General features: G+C 62.4%; 18 protein-coding genes, 2 pseudogenes and 1 riboswitch. Of the genes and pseudogenes, 2 read left to right on the top strand and 18 right to left on the bottom strand.

All coding sequences use genetic code 11. The features are described 5' to 3' along the window. Window positions 1-50 precede the first annotated feature (50 nt). A pseudogene (locus DLM86_RS32300) lies at window positions 51-902 on the bottom strand (bifunctional 5,10-methylenetetrahydrofolate dehydrogenase/5,10-methenyltetrahydrofolate cyclohydrolase); the annotation flags it as partial. A 99-nt stretch (window positions 903-1,001) separates the two neighbouring features. Beyond that, window positions 1,002-1,084: riboswitch (ZMP/ZTP riboswitch) on the bottom strand. Between the two features lie 129 nt (window positions 1,085-1,213). Here DLM86_RS32300 and DLM86_RS04610 point away from each other — a divergent pair. Then, the gene (locus DLM86_RS04610) at window positions 1,214-1,735 is read left to right on the top strand and encodes a metal-dependent hydrolase (protein ID WP_110838801.1); all 522 of its coding nucleotides are present in this window, start codon (window positions 1,214-1,216) and stop codon (window positions 1,733-1,735) included. A gap of 73 nt (window positions 1,736-1,808) precedes the next feature. Here DLM86_RS04610 and DLM86_RS04605 read toward each other — a convergent pair whose 3' ends face one another. The 9 genes from DLM86_RS04605 to DLM86_RS32000 form a co-directional block, all read right to left on the bottom strand. After that, window positions 1,809-3,110 carry an FAD-dependent oxidoreductase gene (locus DLM86_RS04605; RefSeq protein WP_110838800.1) on the bottom strand — a complete coding sequence of 434 codons (1,302 nt, stop codon included), beginning with the start codon at window positions 3,108-3,110 and terminating at the stop codon, window positions 1,809-1,811. A 13-nt stretch (window positions 3,111-3,123) separates the two neighbouring features. Next, window positions 3,124-4,689: an extracellular solute-binding protein gene (locus DLM86_RS04600; RefSeq protein WP_110838799.1), complete on the bottom strand. Its 1,566-nt coding sequence runs from the start codon at window positions 4,687-4,689 to the stop codon at window positions 3,124-3,126. A gap of 63 nt (window positions 4,690-4,752) precedes the next feature. Then, the gene (locus DLM86_RS04595; RefSeq protein ID WP_110838798.1) at window positions 4,753-5,613 is read right to left on the bottom strand and encodes a carbohydrate ABC transporter permease; all 861 of its coding nucleotides are present in this window, start codon (window positions 5,611-5,613) and stop codon (window positions 4,753-4,755) included. Further along, window positions 5,607-6,572 (bottom strand): ABC transporter permease, encoded by a 966-nt coding sequence (locus tag DLM86_RS04590; RefSeq protein ID WP_110838797.1) that lies wholly within the window; start codon window positions 6,570-6,572, stop codon window positions 5,607-5,609. The genes DLM86_RS04595 and DLM86_RS04590 overlap by 7 nt, the downstream gene beginning before the upstream one ends. A gap of 279 nt (window positions 6,573-6,851) precedes the next feature. Continuing rightward, window positions 6,852-8,345 (bottom strand): response regulator, encoded by a 1,494-nt coding sequence (locus DLM86_RS04585; RefSeq protein WP_110838796.1) that lies wholly within the window; start codon window positions 8,343-8,345, stop codon window positions 6,852-6,854. Then, window positions 8,323-10,113 (bottom strand): cache domain-containing sensor histidine kinase, encoded by a 1,791-nt coding sequence (locus tag DLM86_RS04580; protein WP_110838795.1) that lies wholly within the window; start codon window positions 10,111-10,113, stop codon window positions 8,323-8,325. The genes DLM86_RS04585 and DLM86_RS04580 overlap by 23 nt, the downstream gene beginning before the upstream one ends. Before the next feature lie 189 nt (window positions 10,114-10,302). Continuing rightward, window positions 10,303-10,884, bottom strand: a complete 582-nt coding sequence (locus DLM86_RS04575; RefSeq protein ID WP_110838794.1) for a spore coat protein — start codon at window positions 10,882-10,884, stop codon at window positions 10,303-10,305. 109 nt (window positions 10,885-10,993) lie between these two features. Beyond that, window positions 10,994-12,718 (bottom strand): ABC transporter ATP-binding protein, encoded by a 1,725-nt coding sequence (locus DLM86_RS04570; RefSeq protein WP_211326488.1) that lies wholly within the window; start codon window positions 12,716-12,718, stop codon window positions 10,994-10,996. 93 nt (window positions 12,719-12,811) lie between these two features. Then, entirely contained in the window at window positions 12,812-13,033 is a 222-nt protein-coding gene (locus DLM86_RS32000; RefSeq protein ID WP_158289324.1) for a hypothetical protein, read from the bottom strand. A gap of 129 nt (window positions 13,034-13,162) precedes the next feature. Here DLM86_RS32000 and DLM86_RS04565 point away from each other — a divergent pair, with 129 nt between their 5' ends. Continuing rightward, a complete protein-coding gene (locus tag DLM86_RS04565) occupies window positions 13,163-15,109 on the top strand; it encodes a stalk domain-containing protein (RefSeq protein WP_158289323.1) in 1,947 nt (648 codons plus the stop codon). A gap of 106 nt (window positions 15,110-15,215) precedes the next feature. On the opposite strand, the pseudogene DLM86_RS33160 reads toward DLM86_RS04565, so the two are convergent. The 8 genes and pseudogenes from DLM86_RS33160 to DLM86_RS04525 all read right to left on the bottom strand — a co-directional run. Next, window positions 15,216-15,374, bottom strand: a pseudogene (locus DLM86_RS33160) (IS1182 family transposase); the annotation flags it as partial. A gap of 129 nt (window positions 15,375-15,503) precedes the next feature. Next, window positions 15,504-16,982 (bottom strand): glycoside hydrolase family 32 protein, encoded by a 1,479-nt coding sequence (locus DLM86_RS04555; RefSeq protein WP_110838791.1) that lies wholly within the window; start codon window positions 16,980-16,982, stop codon window positions 15,504-15,506. Between the two features lie 23 nt (window positions 16,983-17,005). Next, a complete protein-coding gene (locus tag DLM86_RS04550; RefSeq protein ID WP_110838790.1) occupies window positions 17,006-17,353 on the bottom strand; it encodes a carbohydrate binding domain-containing protein in 348 nt (115 codons plus the stop codon). A gap of 15 nt (window positions 17,354-17,368) precedes the next feature. Beyond that, complete coding sequence (locus DLM86_RS04545; protein ID WP_158289322.1) at window positions 17,369-20,914, bottom strand: carbohydrate binding domain-containing protein; 3,546 nt, start codon at window positions 20,912-20,914, stop codon at window positions 17,369-17,371. Between the two features lie 19 nt (window positions 20,915-20,933). After that, window positions 20,934-22,331, bottom strand: a complete 1,398-nt coding sequence (locus DLM86_RS04540) for a family 43 glycosylhydrolase (RefSeq protein ID WP_158289321.1) — start codon at window positions 22,329-22,331, stop codon at window positions 20,934-20,936. 20 nt (window positions 22,332-22,351) lie between these two features. Beyond that, entirely contained in the window at window positions 22,352-23,188 is an 837-nt protein-coding gene (locus tag DLM86_RS04535; RefSeq protein ID WP_110838787.1) for a carbohydrate ABC transporter permease, read from the bottom strand. After that, window positions 23,188-24,078, bottom strand: coding sequence for a carbohydrate ABC transporter permease (locus tag DLM86_RS04530; RefSeq protein ID WP_158289320.1), 891 nt, complete (start codon window positions 24,076-24,078; stop codon window positions 23,188-23,190). Before DLM86_RS04530 ends, DLM86_RS04535 begins: the two co-directional genes overlap by 1 nt. Before the next feature lie 40 nt (window positions 24,079-24,118). After that, entirely contained in the window at window positions 24,119-25,411 is a 1,293-nt protein-coding gene (locus DLM86_RS04525; protein ID WP_158289319.1) for an ABC transporter substrate-binding protein, read from the bottom strand. Between the last annotated feature and the right edge of the window lie 140 nt (window positions 25,412-25,551).

Genomic DNA, 25,551 nt, shown 5'->3' with positions numbered 1-25,551 from the left:
CCGGGCGCGCCCAATCGTCCGTCCGTCGACGATCCGCGCTTCTTCTCCGCCTCCCGCCTGTCCGCTTGGAGACGGATCGCCTTCATCGCATTCTCGAACAAAATCGCCGTCGTCAGCGTGCCGACCCCGCCCGGCACCGGCGATACCGCCGCCGCCGTCTCGATGGCGTCCGGCGCGACGTCTCCCGTTATGCCGCCGTCCGGCGTCTCGTTAATGCCCGCATCGATGACGACCGCTCCGGAACGGATCATGTCCCGGGAAATAAGTCCGGCCCGTCCGACCGCCGCCACGATAATATCCGCATGGTCCAAATGGCTCTTCAGGTCGGCGGTCCGGGAGTGGCATACCGTTACCGTCGCCTGCTCGCGCTGCAGCATGTGGAACAGCGGCAGGCCGACCGTCTGCCCCCGGCCGACGAGCGTCACGTTTTTCCCCGCCAGCGCGTAGCCGTAATGGGTAAGCAGCCGGATGACCGATTGCGGCGTCGCCGGGTACAGCCCGGCTTCGCCGGTCATCGCCGCCAGCCGGTTCGCCGGCGTCACGCCGTCGACATCCTTGAGCGGATCGATCGCCGCCGCGACCGCCGCCGCGGAGACGTGAGCCGGCAGCGGCAGCTCGAGCATGACGCCGTGCACCGACTCGTCCCGGCTCCAGTCGGCTACGATCCGGACCAGCTCGGCTTCCGCCGCCGTCGCCGGCATCGTCTTCAGCTCGAACGCGATGCCGAGCTTGCCCGCCAGCTTCCGCTTCGTCTCCGCGTAATAGGCCGAGGCCGGATCGCCCTCCACGACGAGCGCCGCCACCTTCGGCACGATTCCCGCCTCCCTCAGCCGAGCCGCTTCCGCCGCGACGGCTTCGCGCACGCGCTCGGCCGCTTCTTTCGCACTCAATCGAATTCCCATTCCGATCCCCTCCGAATTGGCACGCTGCGGCCGCTTCCGCTTCGAACGCCGAATAAACGAAAAAAGCATCCGAAGCGGCCGCCGTCAGCGGTTCTCCGGACACTTTACCCAGGCGAGCGGTCATGTCCCTTCCGTGCGCTCCCTCGTGGTAACCCACCGATTCGCCAGTTACGCGCGGACGTGATTCTCCCTGTATTTTACCAAATCGCGGCCGGGATGAAAAGCGCGGCGGCCGGGTTGCCCTTCCCGCGCGAAGCAAGTATAATTCCTCCTGTTCCCGCAATTATCCATACGACGAGGAGATTTTCGACATGCTGCAAAAAACGCACAGCGCCGCCGGGCTGATCGCCGCCGAAGCGGTGCTCGTCCGGCAAAACGTCCCTCTGCTGTCCTGGGAGGCGGCCGGAGCCGTCCTGCTCGGATGTTTGGTCGCCACGCTGGCCGACGTCGACAAGCCGGGCTCGACGATGGCCAAGGCGCTGTTCCCGCTGTCGGCGCTGCTCCGGCTGCTGAACGTCCGCCACCGCACCGCGACCCATTCGCTGGCGATCGTGGCGGTGCTGTGGCTGTTGACCCGGCCGCTGCCCGAGCCGTACGGCACCGTCTTGATCGCCGCCTACGCGACGCATCCGCTGATCGACCTGCTGAACGACCGGGGCGTGCAGCTGCTCTGGCCGCTGCCGCCGAAAATCCGCCTTCTTCCTTCGTTCCTCGCCATCGACACCGGCTCGGCCGGGGAAACCGCGTTTCGTTGGCTGCTGCTGGCGGCAAGCCTCTACATCCCGCTGTCGACCGTCCTCGGCCCGCTTTTATCCCATATCGGCATCCGTTGAAACCATAACGGGCGGAAACCAAAACGGCGGCCCGCGGAGCGTTTCGCTCCGCAAGCCGCCAGCCGTCGCCGCCTTACTCCGCCGCCGCCGTCTCGGCCGCCGCGTCCGAAAATCCGAGCACCGCTCCTTGCCGCGTCAGCGCCTCCTGCACGAGCCGCACGTCGAGCTCGCGCGGCAGGACGCCTCCGGTCGCGCACAGCGCCGCCGCCGTACCGGCCGCCTGCCCGATCGCCATCGCGATCGGCTGCACCCGGATCGCCGAATGCGCTTCGTGCGTCGCCGATATCGGCCGGCCGCCGACGAGCAGGTTGTCGATCTTCTTCGGCACGAGCGACCGGAACGGAATGTCGTACCATTCGCCCTCCGGCAAATATTGCAGAATCGTCCCTTCGCCGTCCGGATTATGAATGTCGACCGGGTAAGCGCCGCGTGCGATGACGTCCTCGAACCGGCAGGACGCGAGCAGCTCCTCCGCGGTCAGCATATATTCGCCGACGACGCGGCGCGATTCGCGCACGCCGATCTGCGGGGCCGTCGTCTGCAAGTACGCCTCCTCGAAGCCGGGCACCTCCGCCTTCAGGAACGCGACGAGCTGCTGCACTTGCCGGCGCCCCTCGATCTCCGCCTCGGTGAGCTCCCACGGATTCGTCGCGTCCTTGCGGACGACGCGCGTCGTATTGAAGTGGACGACGCCGGGCTGGTTCGCGTAAAACCAGAGGACGTTCTCGCGCGGGCAGTCGATGTCGCCGCGGCGCTTCGCCTCGATATATTTCTCCGTTATGTCCTGCCGGGTCGGCAGCCGGTCCATATCGACGTTCGCCATCCGGAAATTGAGCGTCATCGGCTGGCTCAGACTGTCGACCGCCCTTCCCTTCTCGACGATCGCGCCGGCCAAGCCCGCCAAGTCGGCGTCCCCCGTCGTGTCGACGTAGACGGACGCCCGGAAATCGACGAGTCCCGCCTTGTTCGCGAACCGCACCCTCTCGATGCGCGAGCCCGCTTCGTCCATGACCGCTTCCCCGAGGAACGAATGATACAGCAGCTTGACGCCCGCTTCCAGACAAAGCTGCTCCGCGGCCACTTTAAGCGCCTCCGGGTCGAACGCGGTTTTCTGCTTCGGGTGGCCGTACATCCCCATCGCCGTCATCCGCTCGATCAGCTCCTGCAGCACCCCGAAGATGAGCTGCACGTTGCTTCCGCCGGCGGCCCAGTACGACATCCACGGATTGACCATCATCGCGGTGCCCGCTCCGCCCAAAAATCCGTACCGCTCCACGAGCAGCGTCTCCGCTCCGAGCCGCGCCGAGGCGACGGCCGCCGCGATGCCGGCGGGACCGCCCCCGGCCACGATTACGTCGTACGTTTGCTTGCTCATACCGATCCCTCCTTTATTTGACGAAGCCTTGCTCCTTGATCTGCTTCTCGCCCTCGTCGACGTACATCTTGTACTTGAACGTCGTCTCCAACGTCTTCAGGAAATCGGCGTATTCGGCGATCGGGCGCTTGCCCGTGACGAACTTGATCATTTCCTCCTCCGCGAACCGGTCCGCATCCGCTTTGTTGAAGCCCGTCGGCGGAATGACCGAGCTGTCGAACGACGGGATGCGCGGCGCCTTGATCGCGAATTCGGTGGCGGCGGCTTGATTCGGGAATTTGATCGCGAGGTATTCCTTGTTCGGCCGTCCGGTAATTTGGTACAGGTTGAAGTAATTGCCTTCCTTCGCCATCAGGTCGGTCGGCACGACTTTGCCGTCCTTCATGTTGTAATGCTTCCCTTCGATTCCGTACATGACGAGCGTGTTGCCTTCTTTGCCGGAGACGTAGTTGATCAGGTCGAACACCTTTTGCAGCTTCGCCTTGTCTTTCTCCAGCGCCTTCGGGATGACCCAGTAGCGCGACGGCCGGTCGTAATCGTAGGAGCCGTCGAACTGTCCGCCGGGCCCTTTCAGCGCCGTCATCTGCACCCAGTCGGCCTTCGGGTTGATCGCCTTGTACTGGGCGACGAATTCGTCCTTCGCGATGTCCGTCCAGCCCTTGAAGATGAGTCCGGCTTTCCCCTGGAACGCCTTCTGCACCTCGACGTTCCCTTTGTTCGTCATAATTTCCGGATCGACGACGCCGGCGTCGAACAGAGATTTGATATATTTTAGCGCCTCCGGCATGCCGGGATCGTAATACGCGTTCGTGACCTTTCCGTTTTTCTCGTAGAACGTGCCCGGCAGGCCGACGCCGTGCGCGCCGAATACCGTGGCGAAGCCGTCCAGCTTCGCTCCCGTGATGCCGTACGTGTCCTTCTTGCCGTTGCCGTCCGGATCCTGCTCGGTGAACGCCTTCGCCACCGCCAAAAACTCGTCCAGATTGGTCGGCGCCTTCAATCCCAGCTTGTCGAGCCAGTCTTTGCGCACCCACATCGTGGAGAACGGCACGTCGCCGACGCGCGGCACGGCGTACAGCTTGTTGTTCACGTTCACCTTCTTCATGATGTTCGGCGTAAGGCCGACGACGAAATCTTTCGCCGGCTTCAGCTCCTTGTCCATGTAGGGCGTCAGGTCGAGCAGCAGCCCCTTGTCCGCGAATTCCTTGACGTCGGCGAAATCGACCGAGAACAGATCCGGATAGTTGCCGCCCGACAGACGGACGCGGATTTGGTTTTTGTAATCTTCGCCGGAGGCGATCGCCGTCAGCTGCAGGTCGACGTTCAGCTTCTGGTCGATCGCCTTCTTGATGTCGTCGGCCTCCGGAGCCGGCAGCCCCGAAGCGGCCATCGCCATCTGGATTTTCACCTTGCCCGCCGGTGCCGGGCTTTCGCCGCCCTTCGCCCCAGCGTCGGCGCTTTTGTCGCCTCCTGCGCTCCCCGTTGTTTTGGAGCCGTCCGAGCCGCAGCCCCCGAGCACCCCTCCCGCCAGCAGAACGGCCGTCAAGCCGAGCGGCACCCATCTGTTCCTTCCGTTCATACGCAACCCCACCCTTCTTCTCGAATCGTTACGGTTATTGAAGCCGGCGGATAAGCCGGACGTTCAACCTTTGATGGAACCGAGCAGCATGCCCTTGGTGAAATGCTTTTGCAAAAACGGATAGACGGCCAAAATCGGCACGCTTGCGAACACGATCGCCGCCATCTGCATCGTGACGGTCGGCACTTGATCCTCCGCGTTTTCGAGCGGCTGCTGCGTCAAAATCAAAATTTCGCGGACGACGACCTGCAGCGGGAACAGCGACCGGTCCGTCACGTACATGATCGCGCTGAAAAACGAATTCCAGTGCCCCACCGCGTAGAACAGGCCGACCGTAATCATGACGGGTAGAGAAAGCGGCGCCGTCAGCCGGAACAAGATGCGGAATTCCCGGGCGCCGTCGATCCGCGCCGATTCGAACAGCTCCTCGGGCAGCTGCTCGAAAAAGCTTTTCATGATCAGCACGTTAAAGCTCGATATCGCCGTCGGCAGGATGAGCGCCCATAAGCTGTCGATCAGGCCCGTCGCCTTGACGATCAAGTACGTCGGGATAATGCCGCCGCTGAACAGCAGCGTGAACACGACCATGAACAGAAACGCGCTGCGCCCCGGAAGCTGCTTCCGGCTGAGCGGATAGGCGGTCAGCGTCGTCAGGACGAGATTGATCGCCGTGCCGACGACCGTCAGGAACACCGTAACGCCGAGCGACCGCGGAATGCCGGACGTGCTGATCAGCTTTTTGTAGGCGTTGAACGTCAGCTCCTTCGGCAGCAGCACGTACCCGCCGTGCTTGAGCACTTCCGCGAACGGCGTCAGCGAGACGGAGAAGACGTACAGCAGCGGGACGACCGCGACGAGACCGACGAGCGCCAGCACGGCGTACGTGAACGCACCGAATAGTTTGTCGCCGGCGTTGCTTACCATATGCTCTCCCCCCATCGTTTGGCGAGCTGGTTCGAGAAGTAGACGAGCACGAGGCCGATCGCCGATTTGAACAGGCCGACGGCGGAGGCGAGGCTGTAGTTCCACTGCTCGAGCCCCGTCCGGAATACCCACGTGTCGAGAATGTCCGCCACCGGATAGACGTGGACGTTGTACAGGACGTATATTTGCTCGAAGCCCGCGTCGAGCATATGGCCGAGCCGGAGAATGAGCAGCAGGACGATGACGTGGCGGATGCCGGGCAGCGTAATGTGCCATACCATGCGGAGCCGGCTCGCCCCGTCCACCCGGCCGGCCTCGTACAGCGTCGGGTCGATCCCGGCGATGGCGGCCAAGTAGATGATCGCGCCCCAGCCGAGGTTTTGCCATATTTCCGAGCCGACGAGCACGCTGCGGAACCATTCGGTCGACGTCAGGAACGGAACCGCGTCGTACCCCGCATCCACGAGCCACCGGTTGACGATGCCGGAATCCTGGGAGAAGAACATGAGCAGGATGCCGTAGATGATAATCCAGGACAAGAAATGCGGCATGTAGCTTAACGTCTGGATGAGCGTCTTGAACCAGCGGACGCGGCATTCGTTCAGCAGAATCGCCAGCGCGATCGGCGGCGCCATCCCGAAGACGAGCTTGTAGACGCTGATCAGAAACGTATTCGTCAGCAGTTGGGAAAAATACGGCGATTCGTAAAACTGCATGAAATGTTTATACCACGGGTCGGCCCATGGACTGTGCAAAATGCCCTCCAGCATATCGTAGTCTTTGAAGGCGATGATGACCCCGTACATCGGAACGTATTTGTAGACCAAGTAATACAGCACGCCGGGCACGAGCATCAAGTAAAATTCTTTGTTCGCCCACAGCGGCTTCAGCCGCCTCCGCAGCCCCGGTCGGGCGGCGGGCGGGAACGCGCGGTTCGCTTCCAACGGCTCGGACGGCATGGTCCCACATCCTTTCCTCGATCGTTCTCGGGGCGGGGACGGCGTGCCGTCTTCGCCCTCGGACTTCCTTGTCTATACGATAGCACGGGGGCACGGCGGGAATAAGGAACAGATTTGATGAAGTGATGGAACAAAATTCGTTTTTGCCGCGGCAATTGGAAGCGCTTACTATTTGGAATGCGAACAACCGTCCCGTTTACGCGGCATTCGCGCGCCGGACCCCTGTTACGCCACCACCCCGACAGCATGCTGTCGGGGTGGAAAAAACGTTCGCTCCCGTTATCCGTTCGGCCGGTTCCGGTATTCGTTCGGCGTCGTTCCGGTCCAACGCTTGAAAATTTTGATGAAGTAGTTCGTGTTCGGAAAGCCGACCCGCTCCCCGATTTCCGCCACCGGCAGCTCGGTCTGCTCGAGCAGCCCTTTGGAATGGCCGATGCGCACTTTTTGGACGTAATGAATGAGCGTGTCTCCCGTCTTTTTCTTGAACAGGCCGCTGAAGTACGTCTCGTCCATCGCCACCATGGCGGCGACGCCCTTGAGCGTCACGTCCCGGTCGAAATGACGGTGAATATGGTCGAGCGCCTTGTCGATTTCGGGATGGCCGGTAGGCGGCAGCCCGCCGGCGGCCCACCGCTCGGCGTACCGTTCGGCGTTCGCGAGCAGCCGGAGGCCGAGCTCCCGATGGCTGACGCAGGCGACCCATTGCTCCTCCGCCGGATGATCCGCCCCCGCGATGCGGGACAGCATCCGGTCGATGCGCAGCGCCGTCTCCTTCACCGCCGCCATCGGCAGCCGGCGATCCGCGATCGCGTCCCACGCCTGCCGCAGCCGCTCGCGGAATTCGTCCAGCTTGCGCTGCTCGAAGCAGCGGAACCATTCGCGCTCGGCCTTCCACCCGATCGCCGCGGTATCGGCGGCCGGGGCCGCCGTGGAGGCGGATGCGGAGGGAACCGGGACGGGCCCCGTTCCCCCTTCGTACCAAGCCCGATCGAGCGCGCGCACCACGCGGGCCCATACGGCGGCCCATTCCCGGCCGGCCGAAATCGGCGAGCACGCGGCCGCCCAAGGGATATGCTCCCGCTCCTCCTCCATCGGACGGACGGAAATCGGATTCCAGACGAAAAACGTCGTCATGCCGTAGTGGACGAATTCGTGGACGACCGTCCGGCAGCCCGTCGTCACGAGGCCGAGCGCCAGGAAATCGTCCAGCGCGAACCGCGCCGGCCCGTGCAGGAACGAGCCGATCCAGACGGTCGGGAACGGCTCCGCCGCCTCGAAGCTCCGCGCTCCGGGAGATGCGGGCGATCCGGCGTTGCCCGCGAGCATCGCCTGCCAAGCCTCGCGGTACATGGGCTGGAACGCGTGCGCGGACGACTGCGACCTCATGCGCAAGCTGCGCCGGAGCTCCCGGTCCACCTTGGCCAGCGTCTCGCGCAGCGACTCCACGTTCATCGACAGCTTCAGCAAGTACGCCGAAGCGCCGAATTCCAGCGCCTGCCGGGCGTATTCGAATTCGTTCATGCACGTAAGCATGACGAAGCTGGACTCGATCCCTTCCTCCCGCGCCCGCTTGAGCAGCTCGACGCCGTCCATGACCGGCATGACGATGTCCGAGATGACGACGTCCGGCGGGAGGTCCTTCATCATGGCGAGCGCCTCCTCCCCGTCCTCCGCCTCGCCCGCGATCGTAAACCCCATTTCCTCCCATCGGATAATGTGACGTAACGAACGGCGGACGAACGCTTCGTCCTCAACGAGCAGCACGTTCCACATCGTCGGTCCCCCTTTCGTTGTACGGCGCGGCGACGAGCAGCGGGAAGACGAGACGCACCCGCGAGCCTCCGGCCGGCGACACGATTTCCATCGACGCCTCCTGCTTGAACAGAAGCTCGAGCCGTTCCTTCAAATTGGTAAGGCCGATGCTTTTCCGTTTCCGCTCCGGCTTCGGAGTCGAGGACGGGTTCCAGCCGACCCCGTTGTCCTCCACCTCGAGAACGCACCGCTCCCCTTCGGTGTAGGCGCGAATCCAAATGACGCCTTCGCGGCTTTTATTCGACAGTCCGTGCAAAATCGCGTTTTCCACGAGAGGCTGCAAGCTCAGCTTCGGCACGAGCGCGTAATCGAGCCGCTCGTCGCATTCCCAGCGAATCTCGAAGCTCCGCTCGTAGCGCAGCGCCTGAATCGACACGTACGCCTCGGTCAGCTCCCGCTCCTCGAGAAGATGGATGAGATCGGACTCCTCGTTCAGACTCGTCTCCAGCAGCTTGCCGAGCGAGACGCAGATGCCGGCCGTCTGCTCGTCGCCCTTGCCCATCGCGTTCCACTTCACCAAATTCAGCGTATTGAGCAAAAAGTGCGGATTCATTTGCGACAGCAGCATTTGGAACCGGACCGCCTCCTTCTGCCGCTCCTCCGCCTTCAGCCGTCTCATGAGCGCCTGCAGGTCGTTGACCATCTTGTTGAACGCCTGCGCGAGCGCGAGCACTTCGCCTTTGTACGTCCCGGTCGGCAGATGGGTAAGCAGCTGATGCTTCGTCAGCTCCGCCATTTTTTTCTGCAGCAGCCGCAGCGGCCGGGTCAGCCGCGAAAGCAGGCCGAACGTGATCGCGACGAAGACGAGCGTGAACAGCAGGAACGTCGTCACCATCCGCTGCTTCACCTGCCCGATGTCGCCGAAGATGACGTGGAGCGGGAATCGGCTGACGAGCGTCCAATTCATGGCCGGGACCGGCATCCGGTTGTACAGGTACGAGCCCTCGACCCGGTACGGCTCGCCCGCCTCGAAATCGTCTTCGCTCAGGAAGGCGTACATTCGCGACGCGTCCGCCCGCTCCCCCGTCCCGCCGAGCAGCCGGCCTTGCCCGTCCAGCAGGAAAAAGTCTTGCGTGATCGGGAAGCTTTTCGCCATGGACGACAGCCACGCCTGAAAATCGATGCCGATGCGAATAAGGCCCGCTTCGTTGCCGGCGCTGTCCTTGAACAGCGAATACAGCGTCAACAGGCTCGTGCTTCTGCTGTCCTCCGGCCGCAAATACGTGGCGTCGTCCGGAAGCCAGACGTAGGTCGACTTGCCGTTCCGCAGGCTCGCGATTTCGGGCCTCGCCAGCAGCGCTTCGTAGTCCGCCGGCTTGGCGGGCGCATACGACGCATATTCCCGGCTCTGCCGGTCGATCAGCGAGTAATAGACGAACGGCGACGGAAGCGTCTTGCTTTTGATTTCGTTCCAGAGCGCTTCCATTTCCTTGCGGCGCTCTTCCGTCCCGGAAGCCGAACGGCCGTTCAGCAGATCGGCGATGGCCGGGTCCAGCTCGAGCCGGACGGCGATCCGGAAGACGGTGCCGCGCAAATCTTCGAACGACAGCTTCAGCTGCTCGAGCTGCTGCGTGTTTTGCCGGGATATTTGCTCCACGAACGAGCGCTCGATTTGACTGACGCTGCGGAAGTGCAATACCGCGTACGGCAGCAATATGAGCAGCAAAAAGGCGAGAAACAGCCGGTTTTTTAAGGATGAAAACGCGGCGAAGCCGAACCGGACTTTCATGACCGAACGCCTCCCAACCAATGTCGTGAAAACGCTGCCATTTTAGTATAAGGCCGGCTATTTGCAAAAAGAAAGCTTTTTTATCGTCGTCCCCGAGCGCCGGGACTTCGAATCGCCGAAGAAACGCCAAAGAGACAGCGGAACCCGCGGAGGTTCCCCTGTCTTTTCGGCCGCCCTTCGCCTTCCGAATTATTGCGGCGTTCCCATCCCCATGCCCATCCCCGTTCCGGACTGAGCGGGCTGATACGTGTGCAGAAACGTTTTGGCCGTATGATCCTGCATCGTCGGCACTTGGTAGGCGCCCATCCGGTTCATGAACAGAAACACCTCGTACGCTTGGTTGGCGCAGGCGATCGCGCCGTTGACGAGCATTTCCCGGACGTTCGGGTCGGCGCACTCGAGCGAGCCGGCCATATGGTTTTTGGCCGAGTTTTTATGACAGGACAGCATCGAGCTCGCAATCTGCACGTCGTCGAATCGTCCTTGGACCGGCGCGAGCGGAGCCGGCTCGTGCAGGCCGTACTGCACCTGCTGCGGCCGGACCTGCGGCATGCCGTAAGGCTGCTGGCGGTTCGCCGCCGCGCCGTAATCGTGCGTATATCCGACCAGCTGGTCGTACGACTGCATCGCCGTCTGCAGATGACGGTCGATCATTTGCCGCAGCTCCGGATGTTGCGCCTGCTGGGCATATAACGAAAAATGGTTGATCAGGTTCAGCTTCTCGTTCAAAATCTCGTGCACTTCCATCGTTTCGTGAGCGCCGAATGGCATCGATCGTTCATCTCCCTTGAAGGTTGGTTAGTCGGACCGAACGCGAAGTCCCGTCTTACTGTTCCCGCCCTTCAGGAAATTATGTGCAATTTCCGCTTCGTCGCCCGCCTTACCCCGGCACCGATTCGTACTGGGCGCGGTGCAGGCCGGCGAATACGCCGCCCCTTTCGACGAGCTCCTCGTAGCGTCCCTGCTCGGCGATGCCGTCCTCCGTCACGACGACGACCCGGTCGGCGTGGCGGATCGTCGCCAACCGGTGCGCGATGACGAGCGTCGTCCGGTTTTCGGCCAGCTCCTCGAGCGCCTGCTGGATGACCGCTTCGGTTTCGGTATCGAGCGCCGACGTCGCTTCGTCGAGAATGAGGATCGGCGGGTTTTTCAAAAACATCCGGGCGATCGCGAGCCGCTGCTTCTGGCCGCCGGACAGCTTGACGCCGCGTTCGCCGATCTGCGTCTCGAGGCCGAGCGGCAGCGACTCGATCAACGATTCGAGGTGCGCCCGGCGGGCTGCGTCGCGGATCTCCTCGTCGGTTGCGTCCAGCCTCCCGTACGCGATATTTTCGCGAATCGTCCCCGTGAACAGGAACACGTCCTGCTGTACGATGCCGATGTTGCGCCGCAGCGACTGCTGCGTCATCCGGCGAATATCGATCCCGTCGATCTCGATCGACCCCGCGTCCACGTCGTAGAACCTCGGAATGAGGCTGCACAGCGTCGTCTTCCCCGCTCCGGACGGGCCGACGAAGGCGACCGTCTCGCCCGCGCGCACCTTCAGGTCGATCCCCTTCAGCACCTGCGCGTGCCCCTCGTAGCCGAACGTGACGTCGCGGAACACGATGTCGCCGCGCAGCTGTCCGGCTTCGATCGCGTCCGGCGCGTCGGCGACGTCGATCGCCGTATCGAGCAGCTCGGTAAACCGTTTGAATCCGGCCATCCCTTTCGGATACATTTCGAGCAGCGCGTTGATTTTCTCGATCGGCTTGAAGAACAGGTTCACGTACAGCAAAAAGCCGATCAGCTCGCCGTACGTCAGCTTGCCGTTGAAGCTGAACCAGGCGCCGAACATCAGGACGAGCAGCGCGAACATCCGCGTCAGGAAGTAGATGCCCGACGAGCTGAACGAGATGATCCAGTACGACCGCAGCTTCGCCTTGCGGAAGCTGGCGTTGTCGCGCTTGAACTTCTCCGTCTCGAACGCTTCGTTCGTGAACGACTTCACGACGCGGATGCCGGACATGCTGTCCTCGACGCGCGCGTTCACTTCCCCGATCTCCGCATACATCCGGTTCGCCGCTTCATGAAGCAGCTTGTTGCAGGCGCCGACGAGCCAGATGAGCACCGGTACGGCGACGAACGTAATGAGCGCGAGCGGCGCATTGATCGAGAGCATGATCGCGAACGAGGCGACGAACGTCATGCAGGCGATGAACAAATCTTCGGGACCGTGATGCGCCATTTCGCCGATGTCGAACAGATCGTTCGTCATTCTCGACATCAAGTAGCCGGTTTTCGTATTGTCGAAAAAACGGAACGACAGCTTCTGCACGTGCTGGAACAGCTGCTGCCTCATGTCCGTCTCGATGTTGATGCCGAGCTTATGCCCCCAGTAGTTGACGACGAACTGCAGGCCGGTGCTGACGACGTACAGGGCCAGCAGGCCGGAGCCGGCCAGCGCGATCGTGCTCCAGTCCCCATCCGGCAGCAGCTTGTCGACGAACCATTGCACCGCGAGCGGAAAACCGAGCTCGAGCACGGCGACGACGCACGCGCTGCCGAAGTCGAGCAGGAACAGCTTGCGGTGCGGTTTGTAATACGTAAAAAAACGCCGGATTATGGACATGCCCTATTGCTCCCATCGGTCGAATATAGTGCCCAATTATAAAGGGTTTCGTCCGCACCGGCAAGGGAAAAAATGGGTAAAACCGCCTCAGTCGGCGGCAAGCGTCTCCGATCCGGCTTCCGGCAACGGCTGCTTGTACAAGCGCTGAAATATCCACTTCATCTCCTCGATCCGGTCGACGAGCCCCGGCTCGGTCTCCGCCGTCAGCAGGCTCGAGCAAGCGTCCAGCGCGTGCAAATAAGCGTTCAGCTGCGTCTCGTTCATCGTTCGGTTCCCCGCTTTCACCGTTTTCCATCTATTGTTCCACATGGGCCCGCCTTCCATGCCGTCCGCGAAAAATCGGCGAACCCCGGTGACATTCGCGTCGTTTCCTATTACGATAGGAGCAGACAAGCCGAATCGAACACCCACTTCCCGATGGCGAAAGGAACGATCCCGATGACCGACCGCAAGACCGAACGTACGACCATTCGCCGCAAGCTGACCGGCTTGGTTCTGCTCGCGGCGCTCGCCTGCGCTTCCCCGACCGCGACGGCGGCCGAAGACGATACGTGGCCGCTCCATCTGAAGGCCGAAGCGTACCGGAGCGCCGGCCGGACCGAGCTGGCCGTCCCGATCTGGGAGCAGCTGATGCGGCGCTCGGCGGATAAGGCCGATTGGAATTCGGCCGCCATTTACGCCGGCAACCTCAATCAATATTTCGATTCCGTCCGCGATTACGATCGGGCGATCGCCTTTTACGAGCTTGAAAACGACTATTGGCTCAAGGATGGAAAGGATTGGGGAGCGAACGATCTGGAGCGGGCGAACCAGATCCGTACGACCGTGGAGCTGTACGCCTCGGCTGCAGAAGACGACGCGCTGCTCGACCGGTACGCTCCGCGGTCCGGACCGCTAGCCAAGTTCGAGCCGGCCTACGGGATGTATGTCGGCCTCTATTCGGAGCAGGACAGCGAGATGGGCAACGAGTTTCGCAAGTCGGCGTCGATCTACGGCCGCGATCACGCGATTTACCTCGCTTACGCGACGTACGGCGAGCCGTTCCCCGAACGGTACGCCCGGCGCGCCAAGGAAGCGGGCGGCGCGCTGCAGATCGCCTGGCAGCCGTTGAACGGGCTGGATGCCGTCCGCGACGACGCTTATTTGCGTCAGTGGGCCCGGTCGGCCAAGGCGGCCGGCATCCCGATTTTCCTGCGCTACGCGAGCGAGATGAACGGCAACTGGACCGCCTGGAGCGGCGATCCGGCCGCCTACATCGAGAAGTTCCGCATCGTGGCGAACGTCATGAAAGCCGAGGCGCCGAACGTCGCGCTCGTCTGGAGCCCCGGCGACGTGCCGAAGTTCAATATGGCGAGCTTTTATCCCGGGGACGAGTATGTCGACTGGGTCGGGGTCAGCCTGTATACGGAGCCGTACTCTCACGGCAACCCGGACGTCAGCATGGAGGCGAATACGCCGATCGAGCGGCTGGAGGAGATTTATTCGCTTTACGCGGACCGCAAGCCGGTCATGCTGAGCGAATCGGCCGTCGCCCATTATACGAACGCCGACGGCAAGCCGCATACCGATTTCGCGCTCATGAACCTCGACCGGCTGTACCGGGTCATGCCGAGCAAATACCCGCGTTTGAAGGCGATCACGTATTTTAACGTCGACATGAAGGAGAAAGATTCCCGCAACGACTATTTGCTTCGCGACAATCCGGACATGCTGGCGCTGTACAAGACGATTTTGGCCGATCCGTACATGCTGACCCGCGTCGAAACCGGAGCGAAGCCGGCCGATAAGACCGGATACCGGGAAGCGTCGGTGCCGTTCGCGAAGCAAACGACCGTCGTCCCGTTCGCGCGCATCCCGGACGTATGGATCGGCAAGCTCGAATACGCGCTGAACGGCCGGACGATCGCCGAACGGACGAAGCCGCCCTATGCTTTGACGCTGCAGGCGGGCGACGTGCCGGACGGCTCGGTCCTCGAGCTGCGGGTGTACAACCGGGACGGCCGCCAGGTCGCCTCGAAGGCGGTGCCGTTCTCGTCGGTCGTCTCGGTCCGATTCGACGGAGAGGACTTGTCGTTCGAGCAGCCGCCGGTCATCGCCGACGGCTATACGCTCGCGCCGCTGCGCGCCGTCTTCGAGCGGATGGGCGCGACGGTCGATTGGGACGACGACACGAAGACGGCGACCGCCCGCCGAGGCGGCATGACCGTAAAGCTGACCGTCGGCGATCGCGTCGCGTACGTGAACGGGGAGCCGGTTTCGCTCGATGCGCCGGCCCGGCTCGTCAACGGCTACACGATGGCGCCGGTCCGCTTCGTCGGCGAGACGTTCGGCGGAACGGTTTCGTGGGACGGCGATTCCCGTACCGCGAGCATCGAGCGGCGCTAGAATTGAAGAAGGGGCTGTCCCAAAGTGAGCTTGCTCCCGGATGAGACAACCCGCTTGCTTGATTAAGAAGGCAAAAATGAAGAAACGGCGATGCCGGGGTGCTCATCCCTTGCATCGCCGTTTCCGTTTCTCGATCGATTGCCGCCTTCTTGGGCAAATGGTGGGCAACCGAAAGCCGCTCGACCTCAAGGCTCACTTTGGGCAAGCCACGAAGCAGAAAACGTCTTACCCTCTCCGGTTCAATCAGTATTCGAACCGACCGTGCGCATGACGGCGCTCGCCGTCTGCGCGGTCGGATCGCGCATGCTTCCGGGGCCGCTTCCGATTGCGCTTCGGAGCCGCCTCTCACGCCGTTATGGTCGCCGCCACCTCGCAGACGGCCGTCATGGAGATTCTACGAGCCGTTCCGGTCTTCCTCCCAGACCGACTCGAGCTTCCACGTTTCGATCCGGTCGATGCAGGCTTTCCCGCCCAGCGCGAACAGGCTGAACCGATTGCTCCCGGCAGCCGGATAGATCCGGCCCGTCACGACCTGCTCGCCGTCGTTCACGAACAGTTCGATCGAGGACGCGTCCAGGAACAAGTGCAGCGTGACGCGGCCTTTGCTATCGATGGCGAATGGCGCCTGGCACACGCCCTTCGCGCCGCGACCGGAGCGTTCCCGATCCAGAGTCAACTCGTTCTTCCGCAAGTCGAGCCGAATTTCCGTCCGCTCCTCCCCGTCTTCCGAACAAGCGACCCGAATGCCGAATACCGAGGCCGCCGTTTCGCGGACATTGAGTTCGATCAACGTTTCCGTTGCTTGACCCGCCAGCTCCGCGACGGCGATCGGCTGTTCGACCGCGAGAGGGTCCAGCCTTGCGGGGTTCGATCGCAGCATGGCCAACTCGGCCGCAGGCTTCTGCTTCAGAACGCCGTCCTCCAGGACGAGCTCTCTCGGAATCGTCAGAGCGCCCGCCCAGCCGTGCGGCTGGGAAGGGATCGGATCCGACCAGCGCTGCATCCAGCCGATCAGAAGCCGCCGGCCCTTGTCGTCGAGCCAGGTCTGCGGCGCGTAGAAGTCGAAGCCGTAGTCCAGCGTCGAACCGAGTTTCGGCTCGAAAACGCCCGTTTCGTAATCCATATCGCCGACCCAATAAAGCGGCTTGCCCGGAACGTCCGATACGGGCGATACGAGAAAGACGTGCGAGCCGCCGAGCGGGAACAAATCGGGACATTCCCACATGACGCCTTGGGTTCCGTCGCTTTCGAAGGCGACCCCTTGATAGTCCCATTTCCTCAAATCGGGAGAAGCGTATAACAAAACCTTCCCTCTTCCTTCTTTGCTCGTTCCGACGACCATGTACCATCGGTCCCCGTGCCTCCATACTTTCGGATCCCGGAAATCCCGGGAGCCCTCCTCCGGAACGTCGCCGATCACGGGGTTGCCGGCGTACTTCGCGAATCGGACACCGCCCCGGCCCGTCGCCAGGCACTGGACCTGCATCGGCTCCTTGCCTTCGACATGGCCGGTATAGATCAGCGCGAGCTCCTCGCCGTCCACGACGGCGCTTCCGGAGAAGCAGCCGTGGCTCGGCGAGGGACCGCGATCGTAAGGCTCCGACGGGGCCAAGGCGACGGGCTGATGCTCCCAGCGGACCAGATCCCGGCTCGTCGCATGTCCCCAATGCATCGGCCCCCAGCACGAATCGTACGGGTTGTGCTGATAGAACAAATGATGCTCGCCTTTGTAAAACACGAGGCCGTTCGGATCGTTCATCCAGCCGGCGGGAGCCATGAAGTGATAGTGCAATCGATAAGGGCTGCTGCGGATTCGATCCCGTTTGCCGGCGATTTCCCGATCGGCTTGTCGCGTCGCTTCGTCATGGTCCATGTCTGCTTGCTGTCTCCCCGTTCTCACGAATGATCGACCAGCCGGATGAACAGGTCGTCGAACCAAGCGGTGCCGTTCACGCCCCAGAGCTGCGCTTCCAGGTTGACGGATTTGGCGGTCGGCGGCAGGGTGAACCGTCCGGATACGTACGTCCAGTCGTTCGTTCCCGTCAGTACGGGCGTATACTGGGTTTGCAGCCATGCACCGTTCGGATCCAGCACGTTGACCTTCAACTGCGCGCCCATCGGCGAAGCCGCAGTAACGCCGGACTTCTTGATCCAGCCCCCGAACTCGTATTCCTTGCTGATTTGCAAATTCGTCCGGTTGGTCATCCAGACCGAGCTTTGATTGGACGTGTTGACGATCTTCAAAGATCGCTTCCCCCGCTAGGCCGTCGTCGTGTCCCAGACGAACGGGGTTCCGCCGGTCGTCCAGGTCGCCCAGCCGGCGGGGCTGCCGCCGCTCCCGTATTCGGCTCCGGCATTGTGAATGCCGGTATCGGCGTAATTCAGCTCCAGATCGTCGAACCAGGCTGTTCCCGACGCGCCGTACAGATTGCCTTCCACGAGCAGGTGCTCGGTCCCCTCGGGCAGATTGAACTCGATCTCGTACCGCTTCCAATCGGTCGTCCCCGTAACGAACGGGGTCCGGTAGACCGCCAGCACGTTATACGAGGCATCCTTGGCCTCGACGGACAGATAAGCTCCCTGGCCGACGGTTGAAGCTACGCCGGATGTTTTGATCCAGCTCGACCAACGGTACGTGTTCGCGATATTCGGTTGGTCGACCTGGGCGTACCAGGCCGAATTGTCGGCCGACGTGTTGGTCGTCTTCAACGACCGGCTCCCCCAGTGCGCCGTCGACGCATCCCAGACGAACGACACGTTGCCGGACTGATTCCACGTCGTCCAGCCGCTCGGCGCCGTCGTCCCCGCTTCCGCGCCGCCGTTCGGGTTGCTCCGCTTCTTCGGAAATTTCAGCGTGAACGTCTCTCCGCTGTTGACCTGGAATCGCGGGTAGTACCCGCGGAACCGGATCGCATTGGTCACCGTCACGGGCTTGGCGGAGCCGAATTCGTAGCAGACGGTTTGCGCGGACGGCGGCTGGTACAGCTCGACCCCGGACACGTTCTTCGCAACCTGCGTACCGGCGAACGTATCGCTCAGCGCGGTTTCCGTCCCGTCGGACCAGAAGGCGAACGCCGTATTGCGCTGCACGATGCCGCCGTCCTCGATATAGTAGCCGCCCGCATTCGGGCCGGCGACCTTCATCTCGATCCGGTCGCTGTAGAAGTCGTAGGTGAGCGTCTCGTTGCCGACGACCGTCACGATCTGCTTGCGCGAGGGCGAGATGTTGTTGTACGTCACCGAGTCGGCTTCGTAGTAGGCTAGCGTGCGCTGTCCCGAAATCGCGATGTCCGGCTGCTCCTCGAAGCGGATGTCGTCGAACCAGGCCGTGCCGTTGTTGCCGTACAGCATCGTCCCGATCTGAACGGTGACGGTGCCGGGCGGCGCCGTCATGCGGCTCGAGAAGTACGTCCAGTCGTTCGTGCCGGTGTTCGACTGGGCGTCGAAGCCGCCGATCGAGCTTAAGATCGCCCCGTTCGAGTCGAGAAATTGCACGTTAACGTAAGCGCCGCGTCCGGAATCGGCGTTGCCGGACACTTGATTCGTCTTGATCCAGTACGACAGCACGTATTCCTTGCCCGGGATGACGTTCGTGGTCTGCTGGTAGAACAGCGAGTTCGTGTTCGGCAGCGCATTGTCGATTTTCAACGACCGGCTGCCGCTATGCTTGACCGAGGCGTCCCATGTGAAGACGCCGCCCTGATCGGTCCATGTCGACCAGCCGTCGGGCCCGGTCGTGCCGCTTTCCGCTCCGCCGTTCACGGCTTTGTCCGTGTACGCGCCGCTGCTGTACTTGAATACCATGGGCAGCGAATACTGCTCGGAATTCAAATTCGTCCGGGTGTACCCCAGCTTGTCCTGGACCCACCCGATGACGCCGGCTTTCTTGTACAGGCGCGCCTTGTAGCCGTTCTCGAAGTCGGCGTCGATCTCGTAATAGCCGTCGGGCGAATCCGTCACGGTCAGCGTTTGCGTATAGCTTTCCGACGCGACCGTCACCGACGCTTGCCCGGACGCCGCCCCTTCGTTCTCCATTCCGTCGACGGCGGACACTTTGTAGTAGTAGGTCTTCCCCTGATCGACATTCTTGTCGTTGAAGGCGGGCGCGCCTCCCGGCTTGATCCAGATCTCCCCTACTTTGTTGGCGAGCGACGGAGCGAAGTTGGCCGTCTCGCTGCGGTATACCCGGTAATAAGCCACGTCGGGATCGGATACCGCCGTCCACTGCAGCCGCACTTGCTTGAAGTTCGGCGACGCGGCGGTCAGTCCCGTCGGCTGGCCGGGAGCGGTGCCGTCCGCGATGTCGGAGTAGAAGTAGACCGTATTGGCCGGAATCGTATCCGTAAACGTCGTGCCGTTCACCGTCTTCGTCGCGAAGCTCGCCGGAATCTCCCCGAACTTATCGACCGTGTTCAATTCGGCTGGCGCGAACTTGTACTTCCGGAACGTCGTGCCGATCGGCGTATCCAGCGTGAAGGTCGCGTCGGCCGCGGTATCCGACCAGTTGACGACGATGATCGTATGATTGCCGCCGGCCGTCCGGACGATCGCCGGGATGACCGCTTCGTTGGACGTCGTCGCCTTGTACGTCGTCGATCCTTTCGGAACGAGCTTGTACAGCAGCGCCGTCGCTTTGTACACCGGCCTCGGCGTAAAATTTTCCTGCTTGCTGCCGACGATGCCGTACCCGTAATCCCCGAAGCTGGTGGACGTCTGATTGGCCAGGAACGGCCAGGTCCAGATGTCCTCCGCGAACGTCCACCGGCCGAACTCGCTCGCACCCGCCCGCAGTCCGTTCGCGACGAGCGCGACCGCGTTCAGCCCGTCCTCCGCTCGCCGGACCGTCCCCGTGGGGGTGTAGTCGGTTACCATGAACGGCTTGTCGGCCGCGGCCGGATCGCGGGCCCGGATATCGGAGATCAATCCGGAGATGAGATTGTAATACGCTCCGGAGGTCGCGTCGGGCTTGCTCTGCCCGGAATGGATCGAATAGGCGTCCAGACTGTCCGGGATGTTCGTGGCCAGATCGTTCAGCCAGTCGCTCGTATCGTGATCGGCATAGCTGATGTCGGGGCCGATCAGCTTGACGTACGCAAGCAGGTTCTCGCTCGCCAGCCGGTTGCGAACGGCCGTCATCGTCGCCTTGTAATGATCCAGCTTCGTAATCCCCGGCGGCGTAAAGAAGAAATTGTTCGGCTCGCCGTTGAACGACACGTATTTGACATTGGTGAATCCCTTAACGACGACGAGCTGCTTGACCAATGCCGCGAGATGCTCGGCATATTCGCCGTACTTCCCGGCGTTGGGCGAAGTGCCCAGCGTATTGGCGGCGATCAGCCACGGATACATATACTTCGGATCGTCGGACATCAGGCAGACGTAGAGATCGACGCCCGCATCCTTGAATCCCTGTACGTACTTGTACAGCGACTCCATCTCCCGGCTGTTCCAGGTGAAACCGGCGTCGTTCATGACCGTCTCGTCCGCGTTGTCGTTAACCGGCTCCCACCAAGCCCCGTCCACCCACAGCCGGGCTACGGTGGCCCCCGTCTTCTTGAAGTACGTGAGCAGCGTCGCCAGATCGTCTTCGTTGAAGTCTCTCGCCAGCCACGAAGGGTGGAAGCCGAACGGGATGACCGTTCCGCCCATGCCCAGCGTCGTGCCGTCGTACGATTTCTCGCTGTTCTTGAGCGCGATGCCGACCGTCGAGTTCGCCTCCGCCCGGTCCGCCGCCGGCACCCATACCGCAAGCAGCGCTGCCGCCACGCACAAGATCAAGCCCTTCACGAATGTTCGGCGAATCATCATATCCCTCCTTATCGGTTCAAAGTTCGGGCGTACCGATTGACACGTTTCGAAACGCCGCCCGGCCGCCGCTCGCGAACAAGCCGAACCGGCCGCCCTGAAGCTCGTAGGCTCGGGCCGACAGCGCCGTTTCGTCGTTCACGTAGACGGCGATCGTCGTCCCCGAACGGATCGCCTTCAATCGGGCGCGCGTCCCCGATAGCGCGCAGGTTCGCTCCATCGCCGGGTAATCCCACGGGCGAAGCCAGCGATCGAATTTCAGTACGCCCCGCCCCGGCTCCAGCCAGAGCATGTAGCCGTCGTTCAGTCCGGGCGCCGCATGGAGCAGCAATCCGCAACCGGCGGTACCCGGCTCCCATTCCAGCTCGACCGAGATCATGCACAAGTCCGGCATCTCGGACAGCAGGTCGTAGCGCAGTCCGGCGCCCGCGTCTATCGTCTCTACCGGTGCGCGGAGTGCCGCGCTCGTCGCTGCGCTCCGAAATCCCCGTTCGATCGAATCGGGCGGGCGCATCGTCAACGTTCCGTCCGGCCGCTGCCCGAGCTCGTGGACGGTCAGGCAGCCGCCCCACTCATACTTGCCTCCGTCCTTCCCGCCTTCCTTGCCGGCCGTCCAGCCGACCAGCATTCTCCGCTCTCCGTCGAAGGCCGTCTTGGCGGCGTAAAACGCCTTGCCGTCCAAGGCATCGTCCGCCGGCGCGAGCCATGGCCCGCGCGGCGATCGGGACATGCGGTAATGCATCGTCCACAGATCGCGATATTCCGAGAACAGCAAGTACCACCAGTCCCCGATCCGGAACAGGTCCGGGCATTCCGGCGCATCGTACCAGCCGGTCGCAAGGAGCGGGTCCCGCTCCTCCCATTCGTCCAAGTCGTCGGACGCGAACAGCGCCACGCAGCCGAGTCCGGTTCTGCGCTCCGAGGCCCGTTCCGGGGCGGGGCCTTCACGCGTCTGGGTCGTCAAAATCATCCAGTAGCGGCCGTCCTCCTCATTGCGGAAAATATGCGGGTCCCTCCAAGCTTCGTCTCCCCGATAACGGGAGGAAGGTCCCGGAGCCAGCCGCCAGTCGGCATCCTTGGTCCAATGCACGAGGTCGTCGCTGACCGCCCGCATCAGCACTTGCTCGTGCGCGCCCTCCCGGCTCTTGAAGGCCGGATTGAAGCCCGTATAGTAGAAATGGAATCTCTCATCCCTGCGGACGATGCAGCCCGTTCCGATCGAACGGTCCTGGTCGTCATCACCTCCTTTCGCGAGCACGATGCCCTTGTCTTGGACGTTCGTCCAGTCCGACGTGACGAGCAAGCCGACATCCAGCCGCTCCCGGCCGTGCAAATAAAACAAATAGTAGGCGCCGTCGTGCCAGAACGGGATGAAATCGCCGCATCCCGCCGGCGCGGCCTCGTAAAACAATCGCATCCTCCGCATGCTCCCTTCCTTCAACCTTTCAAGGCGCCGTCCGCGATGCCTTTGACGAAGTAGCTCTGGACGCACAGAAACGCGATGACGATCGGCAGCGCCGCGATGAGCACGCCCGCGAACATGTGCGGCCAGTTGACGTGGTACTGTCCGCGGAACGAGAACAGCGCCGCGACGAGCGTCATCGAGGACGTCTTCTGCAGAAACAGAAACGACAGGCCGAATTCGTTCCAGATCGCCAGCAGGCTGAGGATGGCCACGGTCGCGGTCGCCGGCCTCAGCAGCGGGAAGACGATCGTCCAGAACAGACGGAACCGGCCGCATCCGTCGATCCGCGCCGCCTCCTCGAGCTCGAGCGGGACGCTCTTGATGAATCCGCTGTAGAAGAAGACGGGGAACGACAGGAATACGCCGCTGTAGATCAGGATCATGCCCCACTGGCTGTTCATCAGGCCGAGCGCCTTGATCTCCTTGTACAGCGGAATCATGGCGAGCTGGAACGGAATCATGATGCCCGACAAAAAGAACAGGTACAGCGCGCCGTACAGCTTGGTGCGATTGCGCGCGATCGGATAAGCCGCCATCGAGGCGAACACGATGATCGCGATCAGGCTGCCGGCCGTGATCCATACGCTGTTGAGCAGCGGCTTGTAAATGTCCATGCCGCGCACCGTCTCGGCGACGTTGTCCCAGGTGAAGCCGGTGCGGGAGGGCGGCCCGAACGGGTTGAAGGCCATGTCCTCCCTTGTCTTGAACGCGTTCGCCGCGATGAGGAAGATCGGATAGAAGACCAGACAGGCGAGCGCCGCCATTACGATTTCCAATACGGGATTGTACCGCTTGGCTCCGGTGCGCATCACGCCTCCACCTCCCGGCTGCGGAAAAATTTGAGCATGATCCACGATACGACGAAAATCAGAACGTACAGCACGATGGCGATAGCCGCGCCGTAGCCGTACTCGTTGCGTCCTCCGAACGCGTTGGAGAACAGCAGCGAGGCGATCGTCTCGGTCGCGTAGCCCGGACCTCCGCCCGTCGTGGCGTAGATGATGTCGAACATTTTCAGGCAGCCGATCACCGACAGCATGACGTTGACCGTCGTGGCGGGCCCGATCAGCGGCAGCGTAATCGCGCGGAATCGCTGCCAGGGGCCGGCTCCCTCGATGGCGGCCGCCTCATAGTAAGAATCGCTGATGCCCTGTAGACCGGCGAGGTAGATGACCATGGCATACCCGACGTTTTGCCAGACGATGATGCCCATGATCGAGTACAGGACGATGTCGGCGTTGCCGAGCCAGTCGTTCTCCCATGCGCTCAAGCCGACCGCTCGCAAGGCGGCGTTCAGAATGCCGTCCACCGGGTTGTAAATATAGCTCCAGACGAAGCCGACGGACAGGGCGCTGATGACGGCCGGCATGAAAAACATCGTGCGCAGCAGCTTCTTCGTCCGGATCGAGCCGTTCAGGCCGATCGCCAGGGCGAGCGCCGCGACGTTCTGGACGATCGAGACGACGACGACGAGGCGGAGCGTGTTGGACAACGCGGTAGCGAAAGCTTCGTCCTGAACGATTCGCGCATAGTTGTCCCAGCCGACGAACGCGATGTTCTTCTCCAATCCGTGCCAGTCCGTGAAGCTGTAGTAGATGCTCCCGACCGAAGGATAGATGAAGAAGACGATATAGACGGCCAGCGCCGGCAGGACAAACGCGAACTGCTGCAGTTGATCTCTGAAATTTCGGGCGTTCATGCGACAGCTCCATTTCATTTCATTCTTGGGGTCGATGCCGTTACTTGGCGGCCGCCGCAGCCTTGGTTGCGGCCTCGTCCATCGCGTGCAGCACGTCGTCCAGCGTCGCCCGGCCTGCGAACGCCTCCTGGAATTTCTTCATGTACACGTCCGAGACGCCGGCCGGCCAGCCCACGTTGGCGAACTGCCAAGATTTCAGCTTGGACAAGTACGGCGCGAGCTCGTCGACGGCCGGGTCGGCCGCCAGCTTGACGCCTTTGACCGAGGGCATCGTCTTCGCTTCGTCGGTCCACAGCTGGGCGTATTCGGTCGCCGTCCACGCCTGCACATACGCTTTGCTCGCCTCGAGCGACTTGCTCTTAGCGGAGACGGATAGGATCTGCCCGAGCGACAGGTTCATCCAATTGTCCTCGCCCTGGCGGTTGCCGGGGAACGGGAACATGCCGACCTGCAGGTCGGGATTGGCCGCCTTCGCCACGCTCGTCGCCCAGGTGCCCGTGAACGTCATCGCGGCTTCGCCTCTCGCGAACATCTCGACGCTCTGCTGATCGCCCACGCCGAGCGCGTTCGGCGTCAGGAAGCCCTTCTGCTGGAACTCGAACGGAACGCCGAACACGCGCTTCCATTCCGGACTGTTGAACTTGGCTTTGCCGGCCGCCAGATCGCGGTCCCAGTTCGAATTTTTCGCATACACGGCCATCGGCGCGATCATGTAAGGCAGGAATTGAGTGACGTAATTGTCCTTGATGCCGTAGGCGACCGGGACGATCCCCTTCGCCTTCAGCGTCTCGCACAGCCGGATCATCTCGTCGTAGTTGGTCGGGACGCTCAGGCCGTTGTCCTTGAATATCTTCTTGTTGTACAGTACGACCAGCGATACGAGATCGTACGGGATGCCGTATACTTTGCCGTCGACCTTGGCCGCCTCCAGCGCGGAGGGTTGGATGTTCGCCAGCATCGGGTCGTTCGTCAGATCGAGCAAATACCCCTGCCGGGCGGCCTCCGTGTAGTCGGTCCCCGGCCCCAGTGTCATGATGTCCGGCGGGTCGCCGCCCAGGAGGCGGGTCTTGAGCGTGTTGGAGTACTGGTCGGAGGCGACGTTCTTGACGTCGATCTTGACCCCCGGGTGGTCGGCTTCGTACTTGCCGACGACTTTCTCGAACCCTTTGCCGGTATCCGGCACCCTCCAGGTCAGATGGGTCAGCGTCGTGTTTTTCGCCGACCCGGATTTCCCCGCATTCGTTCCGCCGTCGGCGGACGGTTTCCCGCCGCAGGCCGAGACGATCCCCGCGGTCAGGCATATGGCAGCGGCCAAGCATACCATCTTTTTCATGTTGAACCCCCCATGTAATATCGTGTCAGTCGTTCCCCGCCGATGGCGACGGGGCATTTCCGAAATTCGGGATGACGGGTGTCCGATTCGGCCCCGATCCCGGGCTCGATGATCGGCTTCCCCAGACGGTTTTCGGGTCG

This window comes from Paenibacillus flagellatus, assembly GCF_003217775.1.
Classification (GTDB): domain Bacteria; phylum Bacillota; class Bacilli; order Paenibacillales; family NBRC-103111; genus Paenibacillus_AB; species Paenibacillus_AB flagellatus.
This window is presented reverse-complemented; position numbering and strand designations above follow the sequence as displayed.